The 18058-nt window shown below is 69.7% G+C and carries 19 protein-coding genes; 7 read left to right on the top strand and 12 right to left on the bottom strand.

Translation table 11 applies throughout. From position 1 onward, the window contains the following. Positions 1–171: 171 nt before the first annotated feature. Together ACGFIF_RS33070 and ACGFIF_RS33065 are read right to left on the bottom strand one after the other, a co-directional pair. On the bottom strand, positions 172–1284 hold the full coding sequence (locus tag ACGFIF_RS33070; protein WP_393160013.1) for an ABC transporter substrate-binding protein: 1113 nt from the start codon (positions 1282–1284) through the stop codon (positions 172–174). Positions 1285–1657: 373 nt separating this feature from the next. Beyond that, positions 1658–2416, bottom strand: a complete 759-nt coding sequence (locus ACGFIF_RS33065) for a GntR family transcriptional regulator (RefSeq protein ID WP_393160012.1) — start codon at positions 2414–2416, stop codon at positions 1658–1660. A 438-nt stretch (positions 2417–2854) separates the two neighbouring features. On the opposite strand from ACGFIF_RS33065, the gene nhaA reads away from it, so the two are divergent. From nhaA to ACGFIF_RS33050, 3 genes are all read left to right on the top strand, one after another. Further along, positions 2855–4069, top strand: a complete 1215-nt coding sequence (nhaA, locus tag ACGFIF_RS33060) for a Na+/H+ antiporter NhaA (protein ID WP_393160011.1) — start codon at positions 2855–2857, stop codon at positions 4067–4069. Positions 4070–4146: 77 nt separating this feature from the next. Beyond that, on the top strand, positions 4147–4578 hold the full coding sequence (locus ACGFIF_RS33055; RefSeq protein ID WP_393160010.1) for a phage holin family protein: 432 nt from the start codon (positions 4147–4149) through the stop codon (positions 4576–4578). Between the two features lie 53 nt (positions 4579–4631). Next, positions 4632–5483 (top strand): alpha/beta fold hydrolase, encoded by an 852-nt coding sequence (locus tag ACGFIF_RS33050; protein WP_393160009.1) that lies wholly within the window; start codon positions 4632–4634, stop codon positions 5481–5483. On the opposite strand, the gene ACGFIF_RS33045 is transcribed toward ACGFIF_RS33050, so the two are convergent. The 6 genes from ACGFIF_RS33045 to nth are packed head-to-tail and all read right to left on the bottom strand — an operon-like array spanning position 5440 to position 10007. Next, positions 5440–6153 carry a hypothetical protein gene (locus tag ACGFIF_RS33045; RefSeq protein ID WP_393160008.1) on the bottom strand — a complete coding sequence of 238 codons (714 nt, stop codon included), beginning with the start codon at positions 6151–6153 and terminating at the stop codon, positions 5440–5442. The two genes, ACGFIF_RS33050 and ACGFIF_RS33045, sit on opposite strands and share 44 nt — an antisense overlap. A 1-nt stretch (position 6154) precedes the next feature. Further along, positions 6155–6676, bottom strand: coding sequence for a SigE family RNA polymerase sigma factor (locus ACGFIF_RS33040; RefSeq protein WP_393160007.1), 522 nt, complete (start codon positions 6674–6676; stop codon positions 6155–6157). A 31-nt stretch (positions 6677–6707) separates the two neighbouring features. Then, entirely contained in the window at positions 6708–7880 is a 1173-nt protein-coding gene (locus tag ACGFIF_RS33035) for a MarP family serine protease (RefSeq protein ID WP_393160006.1), read from the bottom strand. Further along, the gene (locus tag ACGFIF_RS33030; protein ID WP_393160005.1) at positions 7877–8644 is read right to left on the bottom strand and encodes an NUDIX hydrolase; all 768 of its coding nucleotides are present in this window, start codon (positions 8642–8644) and stop codon (positions 7877–7879) included. The genes ACGFIF_RS33035 and ACGFIF_RS33030 overlap by 4 nt, the downstream gene beginning before the upstream one ends. Beyond that, positions 8644–9258, bottom strand: a complete 615-nt coding sequence (locus ACGFIF_RS33025) for a TlpA family protein disulfide reductase (protein WP_393160004.1) — start codon at positions 9256–9258, stop codon at positions 8644–8646. The genes ACGFIF_RS33030 and ACGFIF_RS33025 overlap by 1 nt, the downstream gene beginning before the upstream one ends. Further along, positions 9255–10007 (bottom strand): endonuclease III, encoded by a 753-nt coding sequence (nth, locus tag ACGFIF_RS33020; RefSeq protein WP_393160003.1) that lies wholly within the window; start codon positions 10005–10007, stop codon positions 9255–9257. Before nth ends, ACGFIF_RS33025 begins: the two co-directional genes overlap by 4 nt. 132 nt (positions 10008–10139) lie before the next feature. Between nth and ACGFIF_RS33015 the strand changes: the two genes are divergently transcribed. After that, positions 10140–10817, top strand: a complete 678-nt coding sequence (locus tag ACGFIF_RS33015) for a Crp/Fnr family transcriptional regulator (protein WP_360537801.1) — start codon at positions 10140–10142, stop codon at positions 10815–10817. On the opposite strand, the gene ACGFIF_RS33010 is transcribed toward ACGFIF_RS33015, so the two are convergent. From ACGFIF_RS33010 to ACGFIF_RS32995, 4 genes are read right to left on the bottom strand one after another with little or no spacing between them, the layout of a single operon-like run. After that, entirely contained in the window at positions 10814–11590 is a 777-nt protein-coding gene (locus ACGFIF_RS33010; RefSeq protein WP_393160002.1) for an MBL fold metallo-hydrolase, read from the bottom strand. The genes ACGFIF_RS33015 and ACGFIF_RS33010 overlap by 4 nt on opposite strands. Positions 11591–11606: 16 nt before the next feature. Continuing rightward, entirely contained in the window at positions 11607–12434 is an 828-nt protein-coding gene (locus tag ACGFIF_RS33005) for an NUDIX hydrolase (RefSeq protein WP_393160001.1), read from the bottom strand. A 6-nt stretch (positions 12435–12440) separates the two neighbouring features. Further along, complete coding sequence (locus tag ACGFIF_RS33000; protein WP_393160000.1) at positions 12441–12902, bottom strand: RidA family protein; 462 nt, start codon at positions 12900–12902, stop codon at positions 12441–12443. Further along, a complete protein-coding gene (locus ACGFIF_RS32995) occupies positions 12899–13060 on the bottom strand; it encodes a DUF4177 domain-containing protein (RefSeq protein ID WP_165553378.1) in 162 nt (53 codons plus the stop codon). Before ACGFIF_RS32995 ends, ACGFIF_RS33000 begins: the two co-directional genes overlap by 4 nt. An 86-nt stretch (positions 13061–13146) precedes the next feature. On the opposite strand from ACGFIF_RS32995, the gene ACGFIF_RS32990 reads away from it, so the two are divergent. The 3 genes from ACGFIF_RS32990 (at position 13147) to lon (ending at position 17895) form a co-directional block, all read left to right on the top strand. Further along, on the top strand, positions 13147–14097 hold the full coding sequence (locus ACGFIF_RS32990; RefSeq protein ID WP_393159999.1) for an ArsA-related P-loop ATPase: 951 nt from the start codon (positions 13147–13149) through the stop codon (positions 14095–14097). Positions 14098–14215: 118 nt separating this feature from the next. Further along, complete coding sequence (locus ACGFIF_RS32985) at positions 14216–15337, top strand: ArsA family ATPase (RefSeq protein ID WP_393159998.1); 1122 nt, start codon at positions 14216–14218, stop codon at positions 15335–15337. A 206-nt stretch (positions 15338–15543) separates the two neighbouring features. After that, positions 15544–17895, top strand: a complete 2352-nt coding sequence (gene lon / locus ACGFIF_RS32980) for an endopeptidase La (protein ID WP_393159997.1) — start codon at positions 15544–15546, stop codon at positions 17893–17895. Positions 17896–18058: the final 163 nt, after the last annotated feature.

The following is an 18058-nucleotide window of genomic DNA, read 5'->3' as shown; positions in this document are numbered from 1 at the left end:
CGGGGCTATCACCCGCATCGTCCGTGGCTTGCCGCCGGTCTTGCGGGCTGACGCCCGCGGCCTGCGTGCTCGCTCCTGCGTCGCGCGCGTCGACTGCCAGGCGGGTCTGGACCGGGAGGCGACTCGTCTCATGCCGACGGGCGCAAACCACATGGTCCGCGGCCCGTGCTCTCATCCGGTGTGGAGAACCCGGTATCGATCGGGTTCCGCCGGATCTCGATCGACGACCTGGACTGACGTCCAAGCCCACTGCCAAACGCTGATGCCTGGCGTGCGGGAGAACCGGACCTGCCCGCGAGTGCCGTCGACGGCAACGCGCGGCCAGGCTTTGGCAACGCGCGCCCGATCCACCCCATGAGAACGCAGCACATCCGCGAGGACCGCGATTGTGTCGTACCCCTCGAAGGCGACGAAGGACGGCGCTTCATCCAGCCGCTCCCGGAGGGCCTTCTCGACTCGTTCACCCAGTGGGCTGAGGCTCTCGGGCAGGTAGCGCAGGAACGGGATCGCGGCGCCGTCGTCGCCCAGCAACGTCGCCCACTCGGCGAACTCCGGTTGCCCGGCCGGAGCACCGATCATGATCTCGGCGAGGCGCTGGTCGCCGCGGACAGACTTGACGATCGACACTGCCGGCTCCGGCTGGCCGACCAGAAGAAGGAGGGCCGTGGCGCGATTGGCGACGAGTTCGTCGCACACCGCCGCGGGGGTGAGCGCACTCATGTCGAGTTCGATGACGGTCCCGCCGCGGGGAGCGAGGTAGTCCCGCAGGATGCGGGTCCCAGATGCCCAGTAGACACTCGGCTGGGCTGCTACGGCGATTCGACTGTGGCCCGCGCTGAGGAGGAAGTCTGCGTAGATCCGCCAGCCGTGGGACTGCGCCGGGGCGAGGCGCGCGACCCATTCCGTTGGCTGTTCGGTGAGCGCGTCGAGGACCGCCGACGAGCAGAGGAACGGCAGGCCGAGGGCGTCGGCCCTGGCGGCAGCGGCGCGGGCGACGACGCTGTGATACTCGCCCGCCAGGGCAGCCACGCCCATGCCGGCCAATTCATCGACAGCCGCCGCGGCTCTTTGTGCATCAGCAGCGGTGTCTCGGACCACCAGCTCGAGCGGTCTTCCCACGATCCCGCCGGCGTCATTGACGTCGCGAACGGCCAATTCGAGTCCAGCGAGCAGGTGTTGGCCTGCCGCGACCCAGCCGGGCCGAGTCAGCGGAACGAGAGCGCCGATCTGGACGGCTGACTCATCAGCCTGCTCGGCTCCAGGTGGCGATGGCGGCGTGTTCATGCGTTGGCGTCTCCCGTGTGACGACTCGGTTGGCGTGTGCCCGGATCGCAGAGTGCACGTCAGTGGCGCCGAGAGTAGTCGAGCCAAGTGGGCCGGCACGATGAACAGTCGGTATGCGGATCACATCAGCCTCAGCGAATGCGGCGATTAGGAGCACCCAGCAGCGGTGCGGCAGCCCCGCAGACCGCGGGCGTCAGCCCCGCAAGATCTGGCGGCAAGCCAGGACAGCGGGCGATGGCCCCGCAAACCGGGCGACAAGCCCGTCCGCCGGCGGAAGCCGGCCAAGAACACATCGGCGACGAGCCGGGGGGCGGGCGGGAGCGCGCGTAGCCGACGCGACGAAGGAGCGGCTGCGCAGCACGCGTGGGAGGGACTAGGTGGCGCGGTAGGCGACCGTGATGTCGTAGCGGTCGGAGCGGTAGACCGAGCGGCCGAACTCGATGACTTCGTCGGAGGCGGTCCGGGGGGCTGAGGTGATGATCAGGCACGGCGTGGCCGAGTCGATCTCGAGCAGTTCGGCGTCGACCGGGTCCGGTGGGGCCGCGACGATCGAGGCGGACACCATGCCCAGGGTGACACCCCAGCGGGACGACAGTTCGCGGTACAGGGAGGTCTCGGCGAAGTCGATGTCCTCGAGGCCGGGGTACCGGTGCAGGGACAGCGCGGTGCGCTCGACCGCCATCGGCTCGCCGTCGGCGGTGCGCAGGCGGGTCAGGTGCAGGACCGGGGTGCCGACCGGCTCCTCGAGCTCGCGGGCCAGGACCTCGTCGGCGGTGCCGACCCGGTGCTCGAGCACCTTGGCGCCGGGTTTGATGCCGCGGTTGATCATGTCCTGGCTGAACGACGAGGCGAGCATCCGGGACGGGCGCGGCTCGGCCACGAAGGTGCCGCCGCCGGGGCGCCGGGCGGCCAGACCCTCGGCCACCACGCGGTCCACCTCCTGCCGCACCGTCATCCGGGCCACGCCGAAGCGCTCGGCGAGGACACGCTCGGACGGCAGCACGGTACCGACGGCCAGCGAACGGGTGAGCTTCTCCAGAATCTCGCGGATCTGGTCACCCTTCGGCCGATCGGTCCGAAGCTCCGTGGGGAGTTCGGCGAGGTCGCCGGGGTTGTTCCTTGGGCGGGCCATGAGGTCAGTATCCCTGGGAATGTGCCCGGCAAACCGGTTGCCGGGGGACGCGAGCCGGGGCGTGCTCCTGATCGTTCGGTTGTGCCGGCTGTCCGCGACATCGCTGTCGCGGACGACCTTGTCAGCCAGACTGTAACGTCCGCTCCCGGTTCACGGCCAGTGACGGGGCGGACTGGGCGATTCCGGCGTGGGGTAGTTCCAACGCTATGAGCCCTGCACAGTTCGTGAGGGACAGCGCACTGAGCGGAGAGTGGAAGCGGCCGGACAACAGATTCACCGGCTCGGAGCGGCACTGCTGATCGACCGGGCTCGACGACTGGCTCCGGACGCGGCAGCCGTTAGAATCGGCGAGTGGGAATCGCCGCCCGACGGGTGGCGTAGGTGTGCCGGGAAGCCTGGTCGGCAGTGTTATCAACGACCCCGACCGAAGGGCCGACGATGAGCCAGCCGCCGCGGATCCGGCAGAAGAAGCGTGCGTTCCCGCGCATTCTGGGCCGGGAGCGGGCGGTGCTCGCCGACACGCTGCGGGCCGAGACGACCGGCGGTCTGCTGCTGCTCGCGGCCGCGGTGGTCGCGCTGGTCTGGGCCAACTCGCCCTGGCAGGACGCCTATCACCAGGTGCGCGACACCAACCTCGGACCGCTGACCGTCGAGGCGTGGGCCTCCGACGGCGCACTCACGCTGTTCTTCTACCTGGCCGGCGTCGAGTTGAAGCGCGAGTTCGTGGTAGGCACGCTGTCGCGGCTCAGCGAAGCCGTTGTCCCGGTGGTCGCTGCTCTGGCCGGAATGGTGCTACCGGCAATCATCTACCTGATCGTGAACCTTGCCGCCGACAACGGGCGGCCGCACGGCTGGGCGGTGCCGACGGCAACGGACATCGCGTTCGCCCTTGCCGTACTGGCGATCGTCGGCTCGTCGCTGCCGAGCGCACTGCGGGCCTTCCTGCTCACGCTGGCGGTGGTCGACGACTTCGGCGCGATCCTGGTGATCGCCGTGTTCTTCTCGCACGGGTTCCATCCGCTCTGGCTGCTGGGCGCGGTCACGCTCATCGCGGTCTGGTACCTGCTGCAGCGACGCCGGATCCGGACGCCGTTCCTGTACGTTCCGGTCGCGATCGGCGCCTGGTGGTGCATGCAGGAGTCAGGGATCCACGCCACCATCGCCGGGGTCGCGCTCGGACTGGTCACCCGGGTGCTGGCGGATCCGGGTGAGGAGCACGCACCGGCCGAGCGGATCGAGCACCGGCTCCGGCCGTGGTCCGCGGGCGTCGCCGTACCGCTGTTCGCGTTGTTCGCTGCCGGCGTGACGTTGAGCGGTGGAGCGATGCGGGAAATGCTGACCGACCCGGTCGCGATCGGGATCGTCGCCGGGTTGCTGTTCGGCAAGATGATCGGGGTGTTCGGCGGCTCGTGGCTGACCGCGCGGTTCACCCGAGCCGAGCTGAATTCCGACTTGGCCTGGCGGGACGTGGGTGCGGTGTCGGTGCTGGCCGGGATCGGGTTCACGGTCGCGCTGCTGATCGCCCAGCTGGCCTTCGAGGACGATGTCGCCCAGGTCGAGCGGGCCAAGGCCGCCGTACTGGTCGCGTCCTTGCTGGCCGCTCTGATCGCGGCACTGTTGCTGTCCCGGCGCAATCGCGAGTACGCCGACTGACCTTCTCGCGCCGGGGTACCCGTAGTTGGGTGGAGTCGGCGGTAGTGTCGGGGTTCGGAGCGCGTGGAAGGAGTGCCATGTCGATGGGGCCGAACGGGAGTGAGCCCACGGTCGGGCAACTCGTCGCGAACGCCAGCAAGGATCTGTCCAACCTGGTCCGCAGCGAGCTCGAGCTGGCGAAGACCGAACTGAAGAAGACCGCGGTGGCGGCCGGGACCGGCGCCGGCATGTTCGGCGCTGCTGCCTTCCTGGCGCTGCTGGCGATCATCCTGCTGTCCATCGCGGCGGCGTACGGGCTCACCGCACTCGGGTTGCACCCGGCGCTGGCGTTCCTGATCGTTGCTGTGTTCTACCTGTTGATCGGCGCGGTGCTGGTGCTGCTCGGCAAGCGGGCACTCGGCAGTGCGAAGGGCCCGCAGCGCGCGATCGAGACGTCGAAGGAGTCGGTCGAGGTGCTCAAGGCGATCGGCAAGGACGCCGAAGAGACCGAATCGGGCGTGCGGCGCTGAGCCCGGCGGGTGTCGTCGACCTGCTGGTCGACGGCCCCTGGTCGCACTCGCTGGTGGCGGCCAACGGGGCACGGTTCCATATCGCGGAGTGCGGGCCGGCGGACGGTCCGCTGGTGCTCTTCCTGCACGGCTTCCCCGAGTTCTGGTGGGCCTGGCGCCACCAGCTTCCGGTCGTCGCCGCGGCCGGCTACCGCGCCGTCGCGATGGACCTGCGCGGGTACGGCGCCAGCGACAAGACCCCACGTGGTTACGACCCCTCCACCGCCGCTGCCGACGTCTCCGGCGTGATCCGGTCCCTCGGCGCCACCGATGCGGTGGTCGTCGGGCACGGCTGGGGTGGCTTCATCGGCTGGTCGGCCGCCGTACTCACACCACGACAGATCCGCGGGCTGGCAGTCGTCTCCGCGCCGCACCCGTTGCTGCTGGCCCGGTCCGGTCAGCGGAAGGCGCTGACCCACACGGCCTGGTTCCAGCTGCCGATCCTCCCGGAGCGTCGCCTGCTCGCGCACGACGGCATCCACATCGAGCAGCTGCTTCGAGCCTGGTCCGCGCCCGGCGGCACCTTCCCCGACGCCGAGTCGTCCCGGCGCTACCGGGCCGCGCTGCAGGTCTGGCCGGCTCCGCACTGTGCCCTCGAGTACCACCGTTGGTTCGCCCGCTCCCGGCTACGCCCTGACGGGCGCAAGTACTCGGCCAGGATGCGTACTCCGGTCGCCGTACCCGTGCTGCAGATCCACGGAGCCCAGGACCCGGCGGTGTCGCCGACCGCGGTCACCCCTCCGCACCTGGTCACGGCACCACTCCGCCACGAACTTCTCACCCCGGCCGGCCACTTCCCCCACGAAGAGGTCCCCGACCTGTTCAACACCCTGCTTGTGGACTGGCTGGCGTCCTTCCGCTCATAGGACAGCTGGCCGGGACGACGCCCCGTGGAACACCCACGATTCCGGTCACGGACCAGATGCCGTCCCGCTTCTCGACGCGGTAGGTCGCGAAGTACTGGTAACCACAGTCGTACGCGATGCTCGTACGAACCTCCCTGTGGTCGCCTTTGTCGACCACCGTGCCCACCGACACGCTCGCGAGCGTCTGAACGCACCGCGCGTCGCGAGGGTGAAAACCCCCTTCGCTCCACCTGACTTGGAGGTGAGTGGACTTGCCGACCAGGTCCGCGATCCGGTCCTTCTCCGCGGCGGAGAACGCCCGAACCTTGTTCGCGCGCTCCGCCCCGGTGACGGTCGCCGTCGTTTCCGAGAGGAGCACCGTCTGCACTGATTGCAGGTGGGCCGCCTGGTCGGGCCGTTGCGCGATCGTCGCGATGGCGGCGGCCCAGATGTCGGCGTCGTCCGACGTCGAGGCCGTCGCGACAGGGGGTACCGGATCCAGGTCGCCGCCGCGGTTCACGCCGTACAGGATGCTGCCGAGGACGACCAGGACGGCCGCGGCCGCCAGCAGAAGCGGCGCGACCGGGCGCCAGCGCTTGGTTGCCTGCGGCAAGCTATCGAGCAGTTCCTCCTTGTCCGCAAAGGTTTCGCGGAGCAGCCGCTCGAGCTCCTCGTCTGTCAGCTTGGCCATCTCAGCGCTCCTCCTCGGCGGGCAGACGGTTCCGTAGTGTCGCCAGCCCGCGGGCGGCATTGGACCTGACCGTGGCCGGCGCGCACCCCAGTACGGCGGCGATCTCGTCGTCGGGCAGGTCTTCGTAGTACCGCAGTACCAGTACGGCGCGTTGCTGGCGCGGCAACCCCGCCAGTAGTCGCCAGGTCGCGTCCCGTTGCGCCTGCCGGGCACCGATGTCCTCGGCGGACGGGCGGTCGCCCGTCTCGGCGACCGGCACCTCCCCGTTCTTGAGCAGGCGGCGCCAGCTGAGGAACTCGTTGAGCACCATCGTCCGCAGGTAGGCCTCGGGGTTGTCCAGGGCCTTGATCCGGTCCCACTTGCGGTGCGCCCGGGCGAACACCGTCTGGACCAGGTCCTCCGCGCTGTGCACCCCGCCGGTCAGCATCAGGCCGAGCCGCAGCAGCCGTCGCTCGGTCGACACCACCAGTTCGTCGAACGACAAGGTCCGCCCCGTCCCACCCGTCGTGACCGTCACACCCATTACAACGCGACGGGCCCCGAGTTCTGCTGCATCAGGTGCAGGTTTGGGTGGAAACTTCCTGGGTGGCCGTTGCGCCTTCCCTGGCGTCGTCGGAGACCTGCTCGGCGGTGAGCACGTAACCGGTGCGGTTGTCCTCGACCGAGGCGGCGAACACCACGCCGTACACGGTGCCCTTGGTGGACAGCAGCGGGCCGCCGGAGTTGCCGGGGCGGACCGAGGCCCAGATCGAGAAGGCCTCCCGGGTGACCGTCCGGTCGCCGTAGATGTCCGGGCCGCGGAGCCGCTCCTCGGACCGGATCCGGGCCGGCTCGGAGTCGAACGGGCCGTTCTCCGGGTAGCCGAGGACGACGGCCGGGTCGTCCGCCTTGCCGGTGAAGTCGAAGCTCAGCGGGTTGATGGTCAGCTTGGGGACATACAGCACCGCGATGTCGACCTCGGGGTCGAACACCACCACGTTCGCCTCGTACGACTGCCCGTTGACCTCGACCTGCGGTGAGCCGACACCGGCGACCACGTGCGCGTTCGTCATCACCCGCTGCGGCGCGTAGACGAATCCGCTGCCCTCGAGACCGCGCGAGCAGTTGGCCACGCCGGTGATCTTGGCGATCCGGCTGTACGCCGCCCGGACCGCCGGCTGCCGGGCGATCTCGCCGTCCGGCGGCTGGGTCTCGCGGATCCGCTCCGGCACGAACGGGTCGAGGAACCGTGGGAACAGGTCGGTGTTCACCACGTCGTTGAACGCCTGCAGCGCCTGGTCGGCCCGGTTGGGCAGCACCTGGTCGACCTTCGCCAGCACCTGCGAGCCGCGCACCGCGGACGTCACGCTCGGGATCCGCGCACCGCTCACCGCGACACCGAGCACCCAGGACACGATCAGCACCGACACCGCGGCCAGCGCGGCACCGCCGAGCGCGTCGACGGCCTTCACCGGGGTCCAGGAGATCTTGTTTCTGAGTCTGGACCCGAGGACGGCACCTATCGTCCGGCCGATCGAGGCCAGGATGACCACCAGCACCAGCGCCGCGAACGACACCGACACGCTCGGCGAGAAGTTGTCCAGCACCCGCGGCACGACCCAGACGCCGACCGCGGCACCGCCGAGCAGGCCGAGAGTGGCGCACGCGCCCAGCACGAAACCCTCGATGTACCCCGAGATCGCCACCAGCCCGGTGATGATTAGCAGCGCGTAGTCGAGCTTGCTCACTCCACACCTTCCGACTGGACCCCTTGCGCCTGGCCGAGGTCGTGCTCGATGGCGGTCAGCCGCCGCACGTCCTCCGGCCGCCGTCCCTCGCTCCGCCAGGCCGCCTCGACCAGTCGGTCGGGCAACGGTACGACGACCGAGGGGTCCCAGTCGCGCGACCATCCACCCAGAACCAGCAATTTGTCCAGCAGTCCGGCGGTGAATCCCCAGATGTAGAGCTCGCCGATGGTGAACGCCGGCCCGGTGAACCCGGACGGGTGCTGACAGCTGATCCGGTTCGCCGGGTCCGCCAGCGCGTGCACCGACACGGTGTGCACCGACGCGACCTCGGCCGGGTCGACCACGGCCACCGGCGACGGCTCCCGCCACCACGCCAGCACCGGCGACACGCCGAAGTTGCTCACCGGCACCCACAAGGCCGGCCAGACCGCGAACGGCACGATCCCGGCCGGATCGACCCCGGTCTCCTCCTCGGCCTCCCGCAGCGCGGTCCGCACCAGCCCCGGGTCGCCGGTCCCGTCCTCCGGATCGACACCGCCGCCGGGGAACGCCATCTGGCCGGCATGCCGACGTAACGTCCAGGCCCGCTCGGTGAGCAGCACCTCCGGCCCGTCGTTGCCATCAGCAAGCAAGATCAGTACGGCGGACTTGCGCACGGACGGATCGTCGGGCGGCAGAAACCTGGACAACTGGCTCGGGTCCACTTCCTCGGACGCCTTCGCCAACGGCTTCAGCCACTCCGGGATCTCCACACCGTCCAACATCAGAGCGTCACTCCCAGTTTGTCCCGCACCAACTGGTCGAGCTGCTGCTGCGAGGTGAGGACGCCACGGTGCACGTAGACCACCGCGCCGTCCTTGTCGATGAACGCGGTCAACGGCGGGCCGGCGACCTTCAGCGGCCGCTGGATCGTCTTGTCCGCGTCGACCAGATGCGGATAGGCCAGCCCTTCGTCGGTCGCGAACTTCACCGCGAGCTCAGGCCGCGGGTCCGCGTAGTCGATCCCGAGCATCTGCACCTTGCCGGTTTTCGCCAGCTCGGCCAGGTACGGCGCTTCGTCGCGACACGGACCGCACCACTGGGCCCAGACGTTCACGACCAGCGGACCACGCAGGTCGGCGAGCCGGACGTCCGGGCCGTCGCCGAGACACGGGAGGGTGACGTCTGGGAGAGCGTTACTGACCGGAGGCTTCGAGGGCGTCGACGGGCAGGCGGCCACCTGGTCCGCGCCGGGAACCGCCTTGCTCGAGGCCTTCGGCTGGGAGCCGTCGGCCTGCTCGGATCCGGCCTGCTCGGGTCCGCACGCGGCCACGCCGGTCAGGGCGACCAGACCGGCGATCAGGCACAGCGTCGTACGGGATCCGAGCTTGTGGTTCACGCCGGGACCTTCACCAGCTTCGCGGCGACCTCGGGGTCGGTCGGGCCGGCGCCGTACGACGGGCACCACTGGGCCACCGGGCAGGCGCCGCAGGCGGGCTTCTTGGCGTGACAGCGGCGACGGCCGTGGAAGATCAGCCGGTGCGACAGCATCGTCCAGTCCTTCTTCGGGAACAGGGCACCGATGATGTGCTCGACCTTGACCGGGTCCTCCTCGGTGGTCCACCCGAACCGGCGGACCAGCCGGCCGAAGTGCGTGTCGACGGTGATCCCGGGGACACCGAAGGCGTTGCCGAGCACCACGTTGGCCGTCTTGCGGCCGGTGCCGGGCAGCTTCACCAGCTCCTCGAGCTTGCCCGGGACGACCCCGTCGTACTCGTCGACCAGGGCCTGGCCGAGTTTGATCACACTGTTGGTCTTGGCCCGGAAGAAGCCGGTCGGCTTGAGGATGGCCTCCATCTCGTCCCGGTCGGCCTCCGCGTAAGCCAGGGCCGTCGGGTACTTGGCGAACAGGGTCGGGGTCACCCTGTTCACCGTCACGTCGGTGGTCTGGGCCGACAGGATGGTGGCCACCAGCAACTCGAGCGGGTTGGTGAAGTCCAGCTCGCAGTGAGCGTCCGGATAGGTCTCGGTGAGCACCCGGTGCATCTTGCGGGCCCGGCGGACCAGCTGAGCGGGAGTCTCGTCGGTATAGACCGGGGCCTTGCGGGGCAGCTTCAGAGGCGGCTCCGCGACACGCTGGAATGGCATGGAGGCAAGCCTACGTGGCGGTGCCGACACCCGAGGGGCTACGGTTTTGGGGCAACCGGGTGGTAACGGCCCGGTGCCGGGCGAGGCCGGACCCCGCCCGTAAGTCGTGGTCGAAGGTCCTAGGAGGCCCAAGTGGATGCCGCAGTGCTCCGACAGGCACCGCTGTTCAGTCAGCTCGACGACGAGGCGGCCGACGCGCTCGCCGCGTCGATGACCGAGAACCGGCTGCGCCGCGGCCAGGTCCTGTTCCACGAGGGCGACTCCGGTGACCGGCTGTTCGTCGTGGTCGAGGGCAAGGTCAAGCTGGGCCGCACCTCCGCCGACGGCCGGGAGAACCTGATCGCCGTCCTCGGCCCGGGCCAGATGTTCGGCGAGCTGTCGCTGTTCGACCCGGGACCGCGGTCCGCGACCGTCACCGCGGTCACCGACGCCTCGATGATGTCGCTGACCCACGACGAGCTGCTCCGCTGGCTGGCCGGCCGTCCCGAGGTGGCCCGCGGCCTGCTGCTCCAGCTCGCCTCCCGGCTCCGCAAGGTCTCCGACGTGGTGGCCGACCTGGTCTTCTCCGACGTACCGGGCCGGGTCGCCAAGGCCCTGCTCGACCTGGCCAGCCGCTTCGGCCGCACCGCCGACGACGGCGTCCACGTCCACCATGACCTGACCCAGGAGGAGCTGGCCCAACTCGTCGGCGCCTCCCGCGAAACCGTCAACAAGGCCCTCGCCGACTTCGCCTCCCGAGGCTGGGTCCGCCTGGAGCCGCGTTCCGTCGTACTCCTGGACGTCGACCGGCTGCAGCGCCGCGCCCGCTAGGAGTCGAGGTAGTCCAGCTGGGCGCGGACTGAGCGCTCGGCTGCGGGCCACAGGCTGCGGTCGACGTCGGCGTAGACGTGTTCGACGACGGCTTCCGGGGTGGTGTGGCCTGCCGCGACGGCGGCGCGGACCTGGTCCAGGCGTTCGCGGCGGTGGGTGATGTAGAAGGTGAGGACGTCGGTGGGGTCCTCGATGACCGAGCCGTGGCCGGGGAGTAGGCGGTTTACACCGGCGGCGGAGTTGGCGAACGCGAGCAGGCGGTCCAGGGAGTCGAGGTAGGGGCCGAGGGCGCCGTCCGGGTGGGCTACGACGGAGGTGCCGCGGCCCAGGACGGTGTCGCCGGTGAGGAGTGAGCCGTCCTGCGGGAGCCAGAAGCAGACTGAGTCCATCGTGTGGCCGGGGGTCGGGAGGACCTCGACGCGGAGGCCGTCGGCGGTGATGACGTCGCCCTCGGAGAGGCCGTGGGCGTGGTCGGTGGGGAGCCTGAACGCCGGGTCCACGGCTCGGACCCCGCAACCCGCCTGGTTCGCGAACCAGGCGGCGCCTTCGGAGTGGTCCGGGTGTTTGTGCGTCAGCAGGACGACGGCCACCTCGCCGGCCGTGTCCAGGACGGCGCGGAGGTGGTCCTCGAGCATCGGACCGGGGTCGACGACCACCGACCGACCGGCTCCCGGCGCCCGCAGGATCCAGGTGTTGGTCCCGTCCAGGGTCATCAGCCCAGGGTTGTCGGCCAGCACCCGGGTGGCGTAGTCGGTCACGATCTGGGCGGTCACTTGGTCTCCAGAGCGGTCATGTGGTTTCCAGGTAGGCCTGGTCGCCGTCTACGCGGACGGTCGGGAGGACCGCGCGGATCTCGCGTTCGCCGGCGGCGGTGAGGATCGCGGCCACGTCGTCGTACGGCGTGAGATCGCGGCAGCAGACGTACGTCGGAGGAAGCATCAGCAACTCACCTGCCTCGACAGCGGCGACGGCGTCCGCCGGGCGCATCCAGGCGACCTGGTCGGACTCGCTCGTGACGTCGCGGGTGACCTGACCGGCCGGAAGTGCGGCGACGAAGAAGCGGGTGTCGTACCGCCGGGGCTCGAACTCGGGCGTGATCCAGTGCGCCCAGGCACCGAGCAGATCGGCCCGCACCACGAGCCCACGCCGATGCAGGAAGTCGGCGAACCGCAACTCCCCCGCCTCGAGCGCCACCCGGTCCGCTTCCCAGTCGTCACCAGTCGTGTCCCCAACCACCGACGACGCCGACGGACCCGCCAGCAGTACGCCGGACTCCTCGAACGTCTCCCGTACGGCGGCCGCCACGTAAGCAGCCGCGGATTCGGCCGAGCACCCCATCCGCTCGGCGAACCAGTCCGCCGAGGGACCGGCCCACGAATCGGCGACCGACGCGTCGCCTGGATCCACCCGGCCGCCCGGGAAAACGGTCATCCCGGCCGCGAACGCCATCGTCTGCTGCCGCCGGAGGAGGTAGACCTCCGGTCCGGCGGCAGTGTCACGCAGCAGGATCACCGTCGACGCGGGCCGCGGCTCGACCGGTGTCCGGCCTTCCCGGACATGGGTCAGCGCGGCCTCCGCCATGCGGCCGGACAACAGCGCAGACTTCAGCTCCCGCACGAGCCGTCAGCCGACCTCGACGATCAGTTCGACCTCGACCGGGGCATCGAGCGGCAGGACCGGGACGCCGACCGCGCTGCGGGCGTGCTGACCGGCCTCGCCGAACACCTGGCCGAACAGCTCCGAGGCGCCGTTGGCGACCTGCGGCTGCCCGGTGAAGTCCGGTGTGGAGGCGATGAACGCGACCGCCTTGACGATCCGCTTCACGTTCGCCAGGTCGCCGATCTCGGCCTTGACCGCGGCCAGCGCGTTCAGCGCGCACTGCTGGGCGCACTCGCTCGCGACCTCGGCGCTGACGGCGTCGCCGACCTTGCCGGTGGCGATCAGGGCGCCGTCACGCAGCGGCAGCTGGCCGGACGTGTAGACCAGGTTCCCGGTGCGTACCGACGGCACGTACGCGGCGACCGGCTTGGCCACGTCAGGCAGCTTCAGGCCGAGCTCGGCCAGCTTCTCCTCGGGGTGGCTCATTTGTCTTCGATCTCCCGCTTGAAGTAGGCGACCAGGTTCTCGGGGTTCAGGCCCGGGACGACCTGGACCAGCTCCCAGCCGTCCTGGCCGAAGTTGTCCAGGATCTCCTTGGTCGAGTGGACCAGCAGCGGCGCGGTGAAGTACTCGAACTTCTTCATGAGGTGGACTCTAACTGGCTGTCCGGATACCTTCCCGGCCCCGGTCAGACCCAGTGTGCTGTGGGCCACGTCCTACCCTGGACCGTATGGCGAGGCTGCATGTGGTCACCGGTAAGGGTGGCACCGGGAAGACGACTGTTGCGGCTGCCATGGCGCTCTCGCTGGCCGAGCAGGGCAAGCGTGTCCTGCTCGTCGAGGTCGAGGGCCGACAAGGGCTCGCCCAGCTGTTCGACGTAGCACCTCTTCCGTACGTCGAACGCCGGATCGCGCAAGGTCCGGGCGGTGGCGAGGTGTTCGCGCTGGCCGTGGACGCCGAGGCCGCCCTGCTGGAGTACCTGGACATGTACTACCACCTCGGCCGGGCCGGGAAAGCGCTCGACAAGGTGGGGGCGATCGACTTCGTCACCACGATCGCACCGGGGCTGCGCGACGTACTGCTGACCGGCAAGGTCTACGAGGCGACCCGGCGGAAGGCGCACGGGCGGCTCGCGTACGACGCTGTCGTCCTGGACGCACCGCCGACCGGGCGGATCGCGCCGTTCCTGAACGTGAACCACGAGGTCGCCGACCTGGCCAAGGTCGGGCCGATCCGCAACCAGGCGGACGCGATCATGGGCATGCTGCGCTCCGACGTGACCCGGATCCACCTGGTCACGCTGCTCGAGGAGATGCCGGTCCAGGAGACCCTCGACGCGGTCGAGCACATGGAGGCGCTCGACCTGCGGATCGGGTCGATCGTGGTGAACATGGTCCGCAACAGTCCGCTCGACGACGACGCGCTCGCCCTTGCGGTGAAGGAGAAACTCCCCACGGTCGAGCTCTCCAAGGGCCTGCGGGCGGCCGGCATCACCGCGTCCAAGGACCTGGTCGCCACCCTGGCCGCGGAGGCCCGTGACCATGCTGTCCGCGTCGGTCTGGAACGCGAGAACCGTGACCGCATAGATGCCCTGGGCAAGAAGGTGACCCAGCTGCCGCTGCTGCCAGAGGGAATCGACCAAGGCGCCTTGTTCGACCTGGCCGAGGAGCTGCGCCCATGACAGTGCTTTTGGCCGGGCCTTCGGCGCCGGCGTGGTCACGGGGCTTTGACTCCCGGCCTTCCCTCGTCGCTCCAGTCGCTTCGCTCCCTCCGCTCCTCAGTCCAGGCCGGGAGGCCCCATGACCGCATTGGACCTGGATGCCCTGATCGATGACCCCGAGACGCGCATCGTTGTCACCTGTGGTGCGGGTGGGGTTGGCAAGACGACCACGGCGGCGGCGTTGGGGCTGCGGGCGGCGGAGCGGGGGCGGAAGGTCGTCGTACTGACGATCGATCCGGCCCGGCGGCTGGCGCAGGCGCTCGGGTTGACCGAGTTGGACAACACCCCGCGGGCCGTGGCCGACGTGAGTACGGCGAACGGTGGCCGGCTGGACGCGATGATGCTGGACATGAAGCGGACCTTCGACGAGGTCGTGCTGGCCCATGCGACCCCGGAGAAGGCCGAGCAGATCCTGGCGAATCCGTTCTACATGGCGCTGTCGTCGTCGTTCGCGGGGACGCAGGAGTACATGGCGATGGAGAAGCTCGGCCAGTTGCACAAGCAGGCCGAGCGGACTGGCGACTGGGACCTGATCGTCGTGGACACGCCGCCGTCGCGGTCGGCGCTGGACTTCCTGGACGCGCCGGAGCGGCTGGCGTCGCTGCTCGAGGGCCGGTTCCTGCGGTTGCTGCTCGCGCCGGCGCGCGGGCCGTTCCGGCTGATGTCGGCCGGGGTGAACATGGCGATGTCGGTGCTGAACAAGGTGCTCGGCGCGCAGGTGCTGACCGACGTACAGACGTTCGTGGCGGCGTTCGACACGTTGTTCGGCGGCTTCCGGCAGCGGGCCGAGCAGACGGTGGCGCTGTTGCGTGAGCCGCACACGTCCTTCCTGGTGGTGGCGGCTCCGCAGAACGACGCGCTGCGGGAGGCGTCGTACTTCGCGGAGCGGTTGCGCGAGGAGAGCATGCCGCTGGCCGGCGTGGTCCTGAACCGGGTCACGAACACCCACGCGCCGGATCTGTCCGCGGAGCGCTCACTCGCCGCGGCGGAGCGGCTGGAGGAAGCGGACAAGTCCCCGCTAGCGGCCGCCGTACTGCGATTGCACGCGGACAAGATGCAGCAGGTGGTCGGGGACCACAAACGGGCGGACCGGTTCCGGCGCGGTCACCGCGCGATCCCGACGGTCGAGGTGCCGGCCCTGGCCGACGACATCCACGACCTAACCGGTCTACGCCAGATCGGCGACCTGCTGACCGCCTAGTCATGGGGCCTCCCGGCCTGGACTGAGGAGTGGAGGGAGCGCAGCGACTGGAGCGACGAGGGAAGGCCGGGAGTTCCAGCCCCATGACTCGCCGCGCCGGAGGCGTGGCATTCAATAGAGTTTCACCGTCAGCGAACGCCGGGAATGACCTGGTCGCACCCACGGTTGAGCCTGTCAGACTCAATCTTTCGTAAGGGTGTGACAGCGTGACCGATACGTTGAATCTTCCTGTTCTGCCGCTGGACGACATCGTCGTCCTGCCGGGAATGGTCGTGCCGGTCCGACTGGCCGACAGCGAGGCCAGGGCGGCCATCGATGCTGCCCAGGCCTCCGGCCAGGACCAGGTGCTGCTGGTACCGCGGCTGGACGGGAAATATGCCAAGGCCGGGACGCTCGGTGAGATCGAGCAGATCGGCCGGTTGCCGGGCGGAGCCCAGGCAGCCGTCATCCGCGGTACGGCGCGGGTCCTCATCGGGGCCGGGACGACCGGTCCGGGTGCCGCCCTCTGGGTCGGCGCGACCGTACTGCACGAGATCACCGACGCCCGCTCGGCCGAGCTGGCGCGGGAGTACAAGACCCTGGTGACGTCGGTCCTGCAGCGCCGCGGCGCCTATCAGGTGATCGACTCGGTGAAGCAGGTGGACGACCCGGCGGAGCTGGCTGACCTGGCCGGCTACGCGTCGTACCTGACCAACGAGCAGAAGTCCTGGCTGGTCGAGAACGCGAACGTGACCGAGCGGCTGGAGAAGCTGATCGGCTGGGTCCGCGACCACCTGGCCGAGCTCGAGGTGTCCGAGACGATCCAGAAGGACGTCCAGGAGGGCATGGAGAAGCAGCAGCGGGAGTTCCTGCTGCGCCAGCAGATGGCCGCGATCCGCAAGGAACTGGCCGAACTGGACGGTAAGGCCGAGTCCGAGGAAGAGGACTACCGGGCCCGCGTCGAGGCGGCCGACCTCCCCGAGCACGTGCGCAAGGCCGCGCTCGCCGAGGTCGACAAGCTGGAGCGGACCGCGGAGCAGTCGCCTGAGGTCGGCTGGATCCGGACCTGGCTGGACACCGTTCTCGAGATGCCGTGGAACGAGCGGACCGAGGACAGCTACGACATCCGGGAGTCCCGGGCCGTGCTGGACGCGGACCACGCCGGTCTGGACGACGTGAAGGAGCGCATCACCGAGTACCTGGCTGTACGGCGTCGCCGCGCGGACCGTGGTCTCGGTGTGGTCGGTGGACGCCGCAGTGGCGCCGTACTGGCCCTGGTCGGTCCTCCTGGTGTGGGTAAGACCTCGCTGGGCGAGTCCGTCGCCCGTGCGATGGGCCGGAAGTTCGTCCGGGTCGCACTGGGCGGTGTCCGGGACGAGGCCGAGATCCGCGGTCACCGGCGTACGTACGTCGGCGCGCTGCCGGGCCGGATCGTCCGGGCCATCACCGAGGCCGGGTCGATGAACCCGGTGGTGCTGCTGGACGAGATCGACAAGGTGGGTGCGGACTACCGGGGTGACCCGACGGCCGCCCTGCTGGAGGTGCTCGACCCGGCTCAGAACCACACCTTCCGGGACCACTACCTGGAGGTCGAGCTGGACCTGTCCGACGTGGTCTTCCTGGCCACGGCGAACGTACTGGACTCCATCCCGGCGCCACTGCTGGACCGGATGGAACTGGTGCAGCTGGACGGGTACACCGAGGACGAGAAGGTTGTCATCGCCCGTGACCACCTGCTCCCGCGTCAGCTGGAGCGGGCGGGCCTGACGGCGGATGAGGTGACCGTCGACGACTCCGCACTGCGGTTGCTCGCCGGTGAGTACACGCGTGAGGCCGGCGTACGGCAGCTGGAGCGGTCCATCGCCCGCGTACTGCGGAAGGTGACGGCAAAGCTTGCCCTGGGCGACGACCTGGGTGCGCTGACGATCGGCTCGGGCGACCTGAAGGGGTACCTGGGCTCACCGAAGTTCACACCGGAGTCCGGCGAGCGTACGGCGCTTCCGGGTGTGGCGACCGGGTTGGCGGTGACCGGTGCGGGTGGTGACGTGCTCTTCGTCGAGGCGTCGCTGGCCGACAAGGAGACCGGTCCGACCGGAGTCACACTGACCGGACAGCTCGGTGACGTGATGAAGGAGTCGGCGCAGATCGCCCTGTCGTACCTGCGCTCGCACGGCGCGGAGCTGGGGCTGCCGGTCGGCGACCTGGCCGAGCGGAACGCGCACATCCACGTTCCGGCCGGTGCGGTCCCGAAGGACGGGCCGTCGGCGGGTGTCACCATGACGACCGCGCTGGCGTCGCTGCTGTCCGGGCGGCCGGTCCGCTCGGAGGTCGCGATGACCGGTGAGGTGTCGCTGACCGGACGGGTCCTCCCGATCGGTGGGGTGAAGCAGAAACTGCTTGCCGCCCACCGGGCCGGGCTGACCACGATCCTGATCCCGAAGCGGAACGAGCCGGACCTGGAGGACGTGCCGGAGTCCGTGCTGGCGGAGCTGACGGTTCACCCGGTCAGCGACGTCCGCGAGGTCCTCGACCTGGCGCTGGAACCGGCCCAGGTCGACGCACATCAGTACGCCGCCTGACGTCGTACTGATCGAGGGACCGGACCACCCACTGGACGGGGTGGTCCGGTCCCTCCTCCTTTTGGACGAAATCTGCGGGCACTGTGCGTGCTGAGGCGTCCGAAAAGGCCTTCCTGACGCGCAGATTCACGCTCAGGTTGACGTGACGTGTCTCACATTTTCG

The sequence above is a fragment of the Kribbella sp. NPDC049174 genome (assembly GCF_043197365.1).
In the GTDB taxonomy this organism is placed as follows: Bacteria; Actinomycetota; Actinomycetes; order Propionibacteriales; family Kribbellaceae; genus Kribbella.
This window is presented reverse-complemented; position numbering and strand designations above follow the sequence as displayed.

Bases quoted from the DNA above. Each gene is read 5' to 3' on its own strand.
- ACGFIF_RS33065 (WP_393160012.1), bottom strand. From the start codon at position 2,416: ATGGCCCGCCCAAGGAACAACCCCGGCGACCTCGCCGAACTCCCCACG.
- ACGFIF_RS33040 (WP_393160007.1), bottom strand. From the start codon at position 6,676: ATGGGTGTGACGGTCACGACGGGTGGGACGGGGCGGACCTTGTCGTTC.
- ACGFIF_RS32985 (WP_393159998.1), top strand. From the start codon at position 14,216: ATGACCGCATTGGACCTGGATGCCCTGATCGATGACCCCGAGACGCGC.
- nhaA (WP_393160011.1), top strand. From the start codon at position 2,855: ATGAGCCAGCCGCCGCGGATCCGGCAGAAGAAGCGTGCGTTCCCGCGC.
- nth (WP_393160003.1), bottom strand. From the start codon at position 10,007: ATGCCATTCCAGCGTGTCGCGGAGCCGCCTCTGAAGCTGCCCCGCAAG.
- ACGFIF_RS33030 (WP_393160005.1), bottom strand. From the start codon at position 8,644: ATGTTGGACGGTGTGGAGATCCCGGAGTGGCTGAAGCCGTTGGCGAAG.
- ACGFIF_RS33000 (WP_393160000.1), bottom strand. From the start codon at position 12,902: ATGAGCCACCCCGAGGAGAAGCTGGCCGAGCTCGGCCTGAAGCTGCCT.
- ACGFIF_RS33070 (WP_393160013.1), bottom strand. From the start codon at position 1,284: ATGAACACGCCGCCATCGCCACCTGGAGCCGAGCAGGCTGATGAGTCA.
- ACGFIF_RS32995 (WP_165553378.1), bottom strand. From the start codon at position 13,060: ATGAAGAAGTTCGAGTACTTCACCGCGCCGCTGCTGGTCCACTCGACC.
- ACGFIF_RS32990 (WP_393159999.1), top strand. From the start codon at position 13,147: ATGGCGAGGCTGCATGTGGTCACCGGTAAGGGTGGCACCGGGAAGACG.
- ACGFIF_RS33055 (WP_393160010.1), top strand. From the start codon at position 4,147: ATGTCGATGGGGCCGAACGGGAGTGAGCCCACGGTCGGGCAACTCGTC.
- ACGFIF_RS33045 (WP_393160008.1), bottom strand. From the start codon at position 6,153: ATGGCCAAGCTGACAGACGAGGAGCTCGAGCGGCTGCTCCGCGAAACC.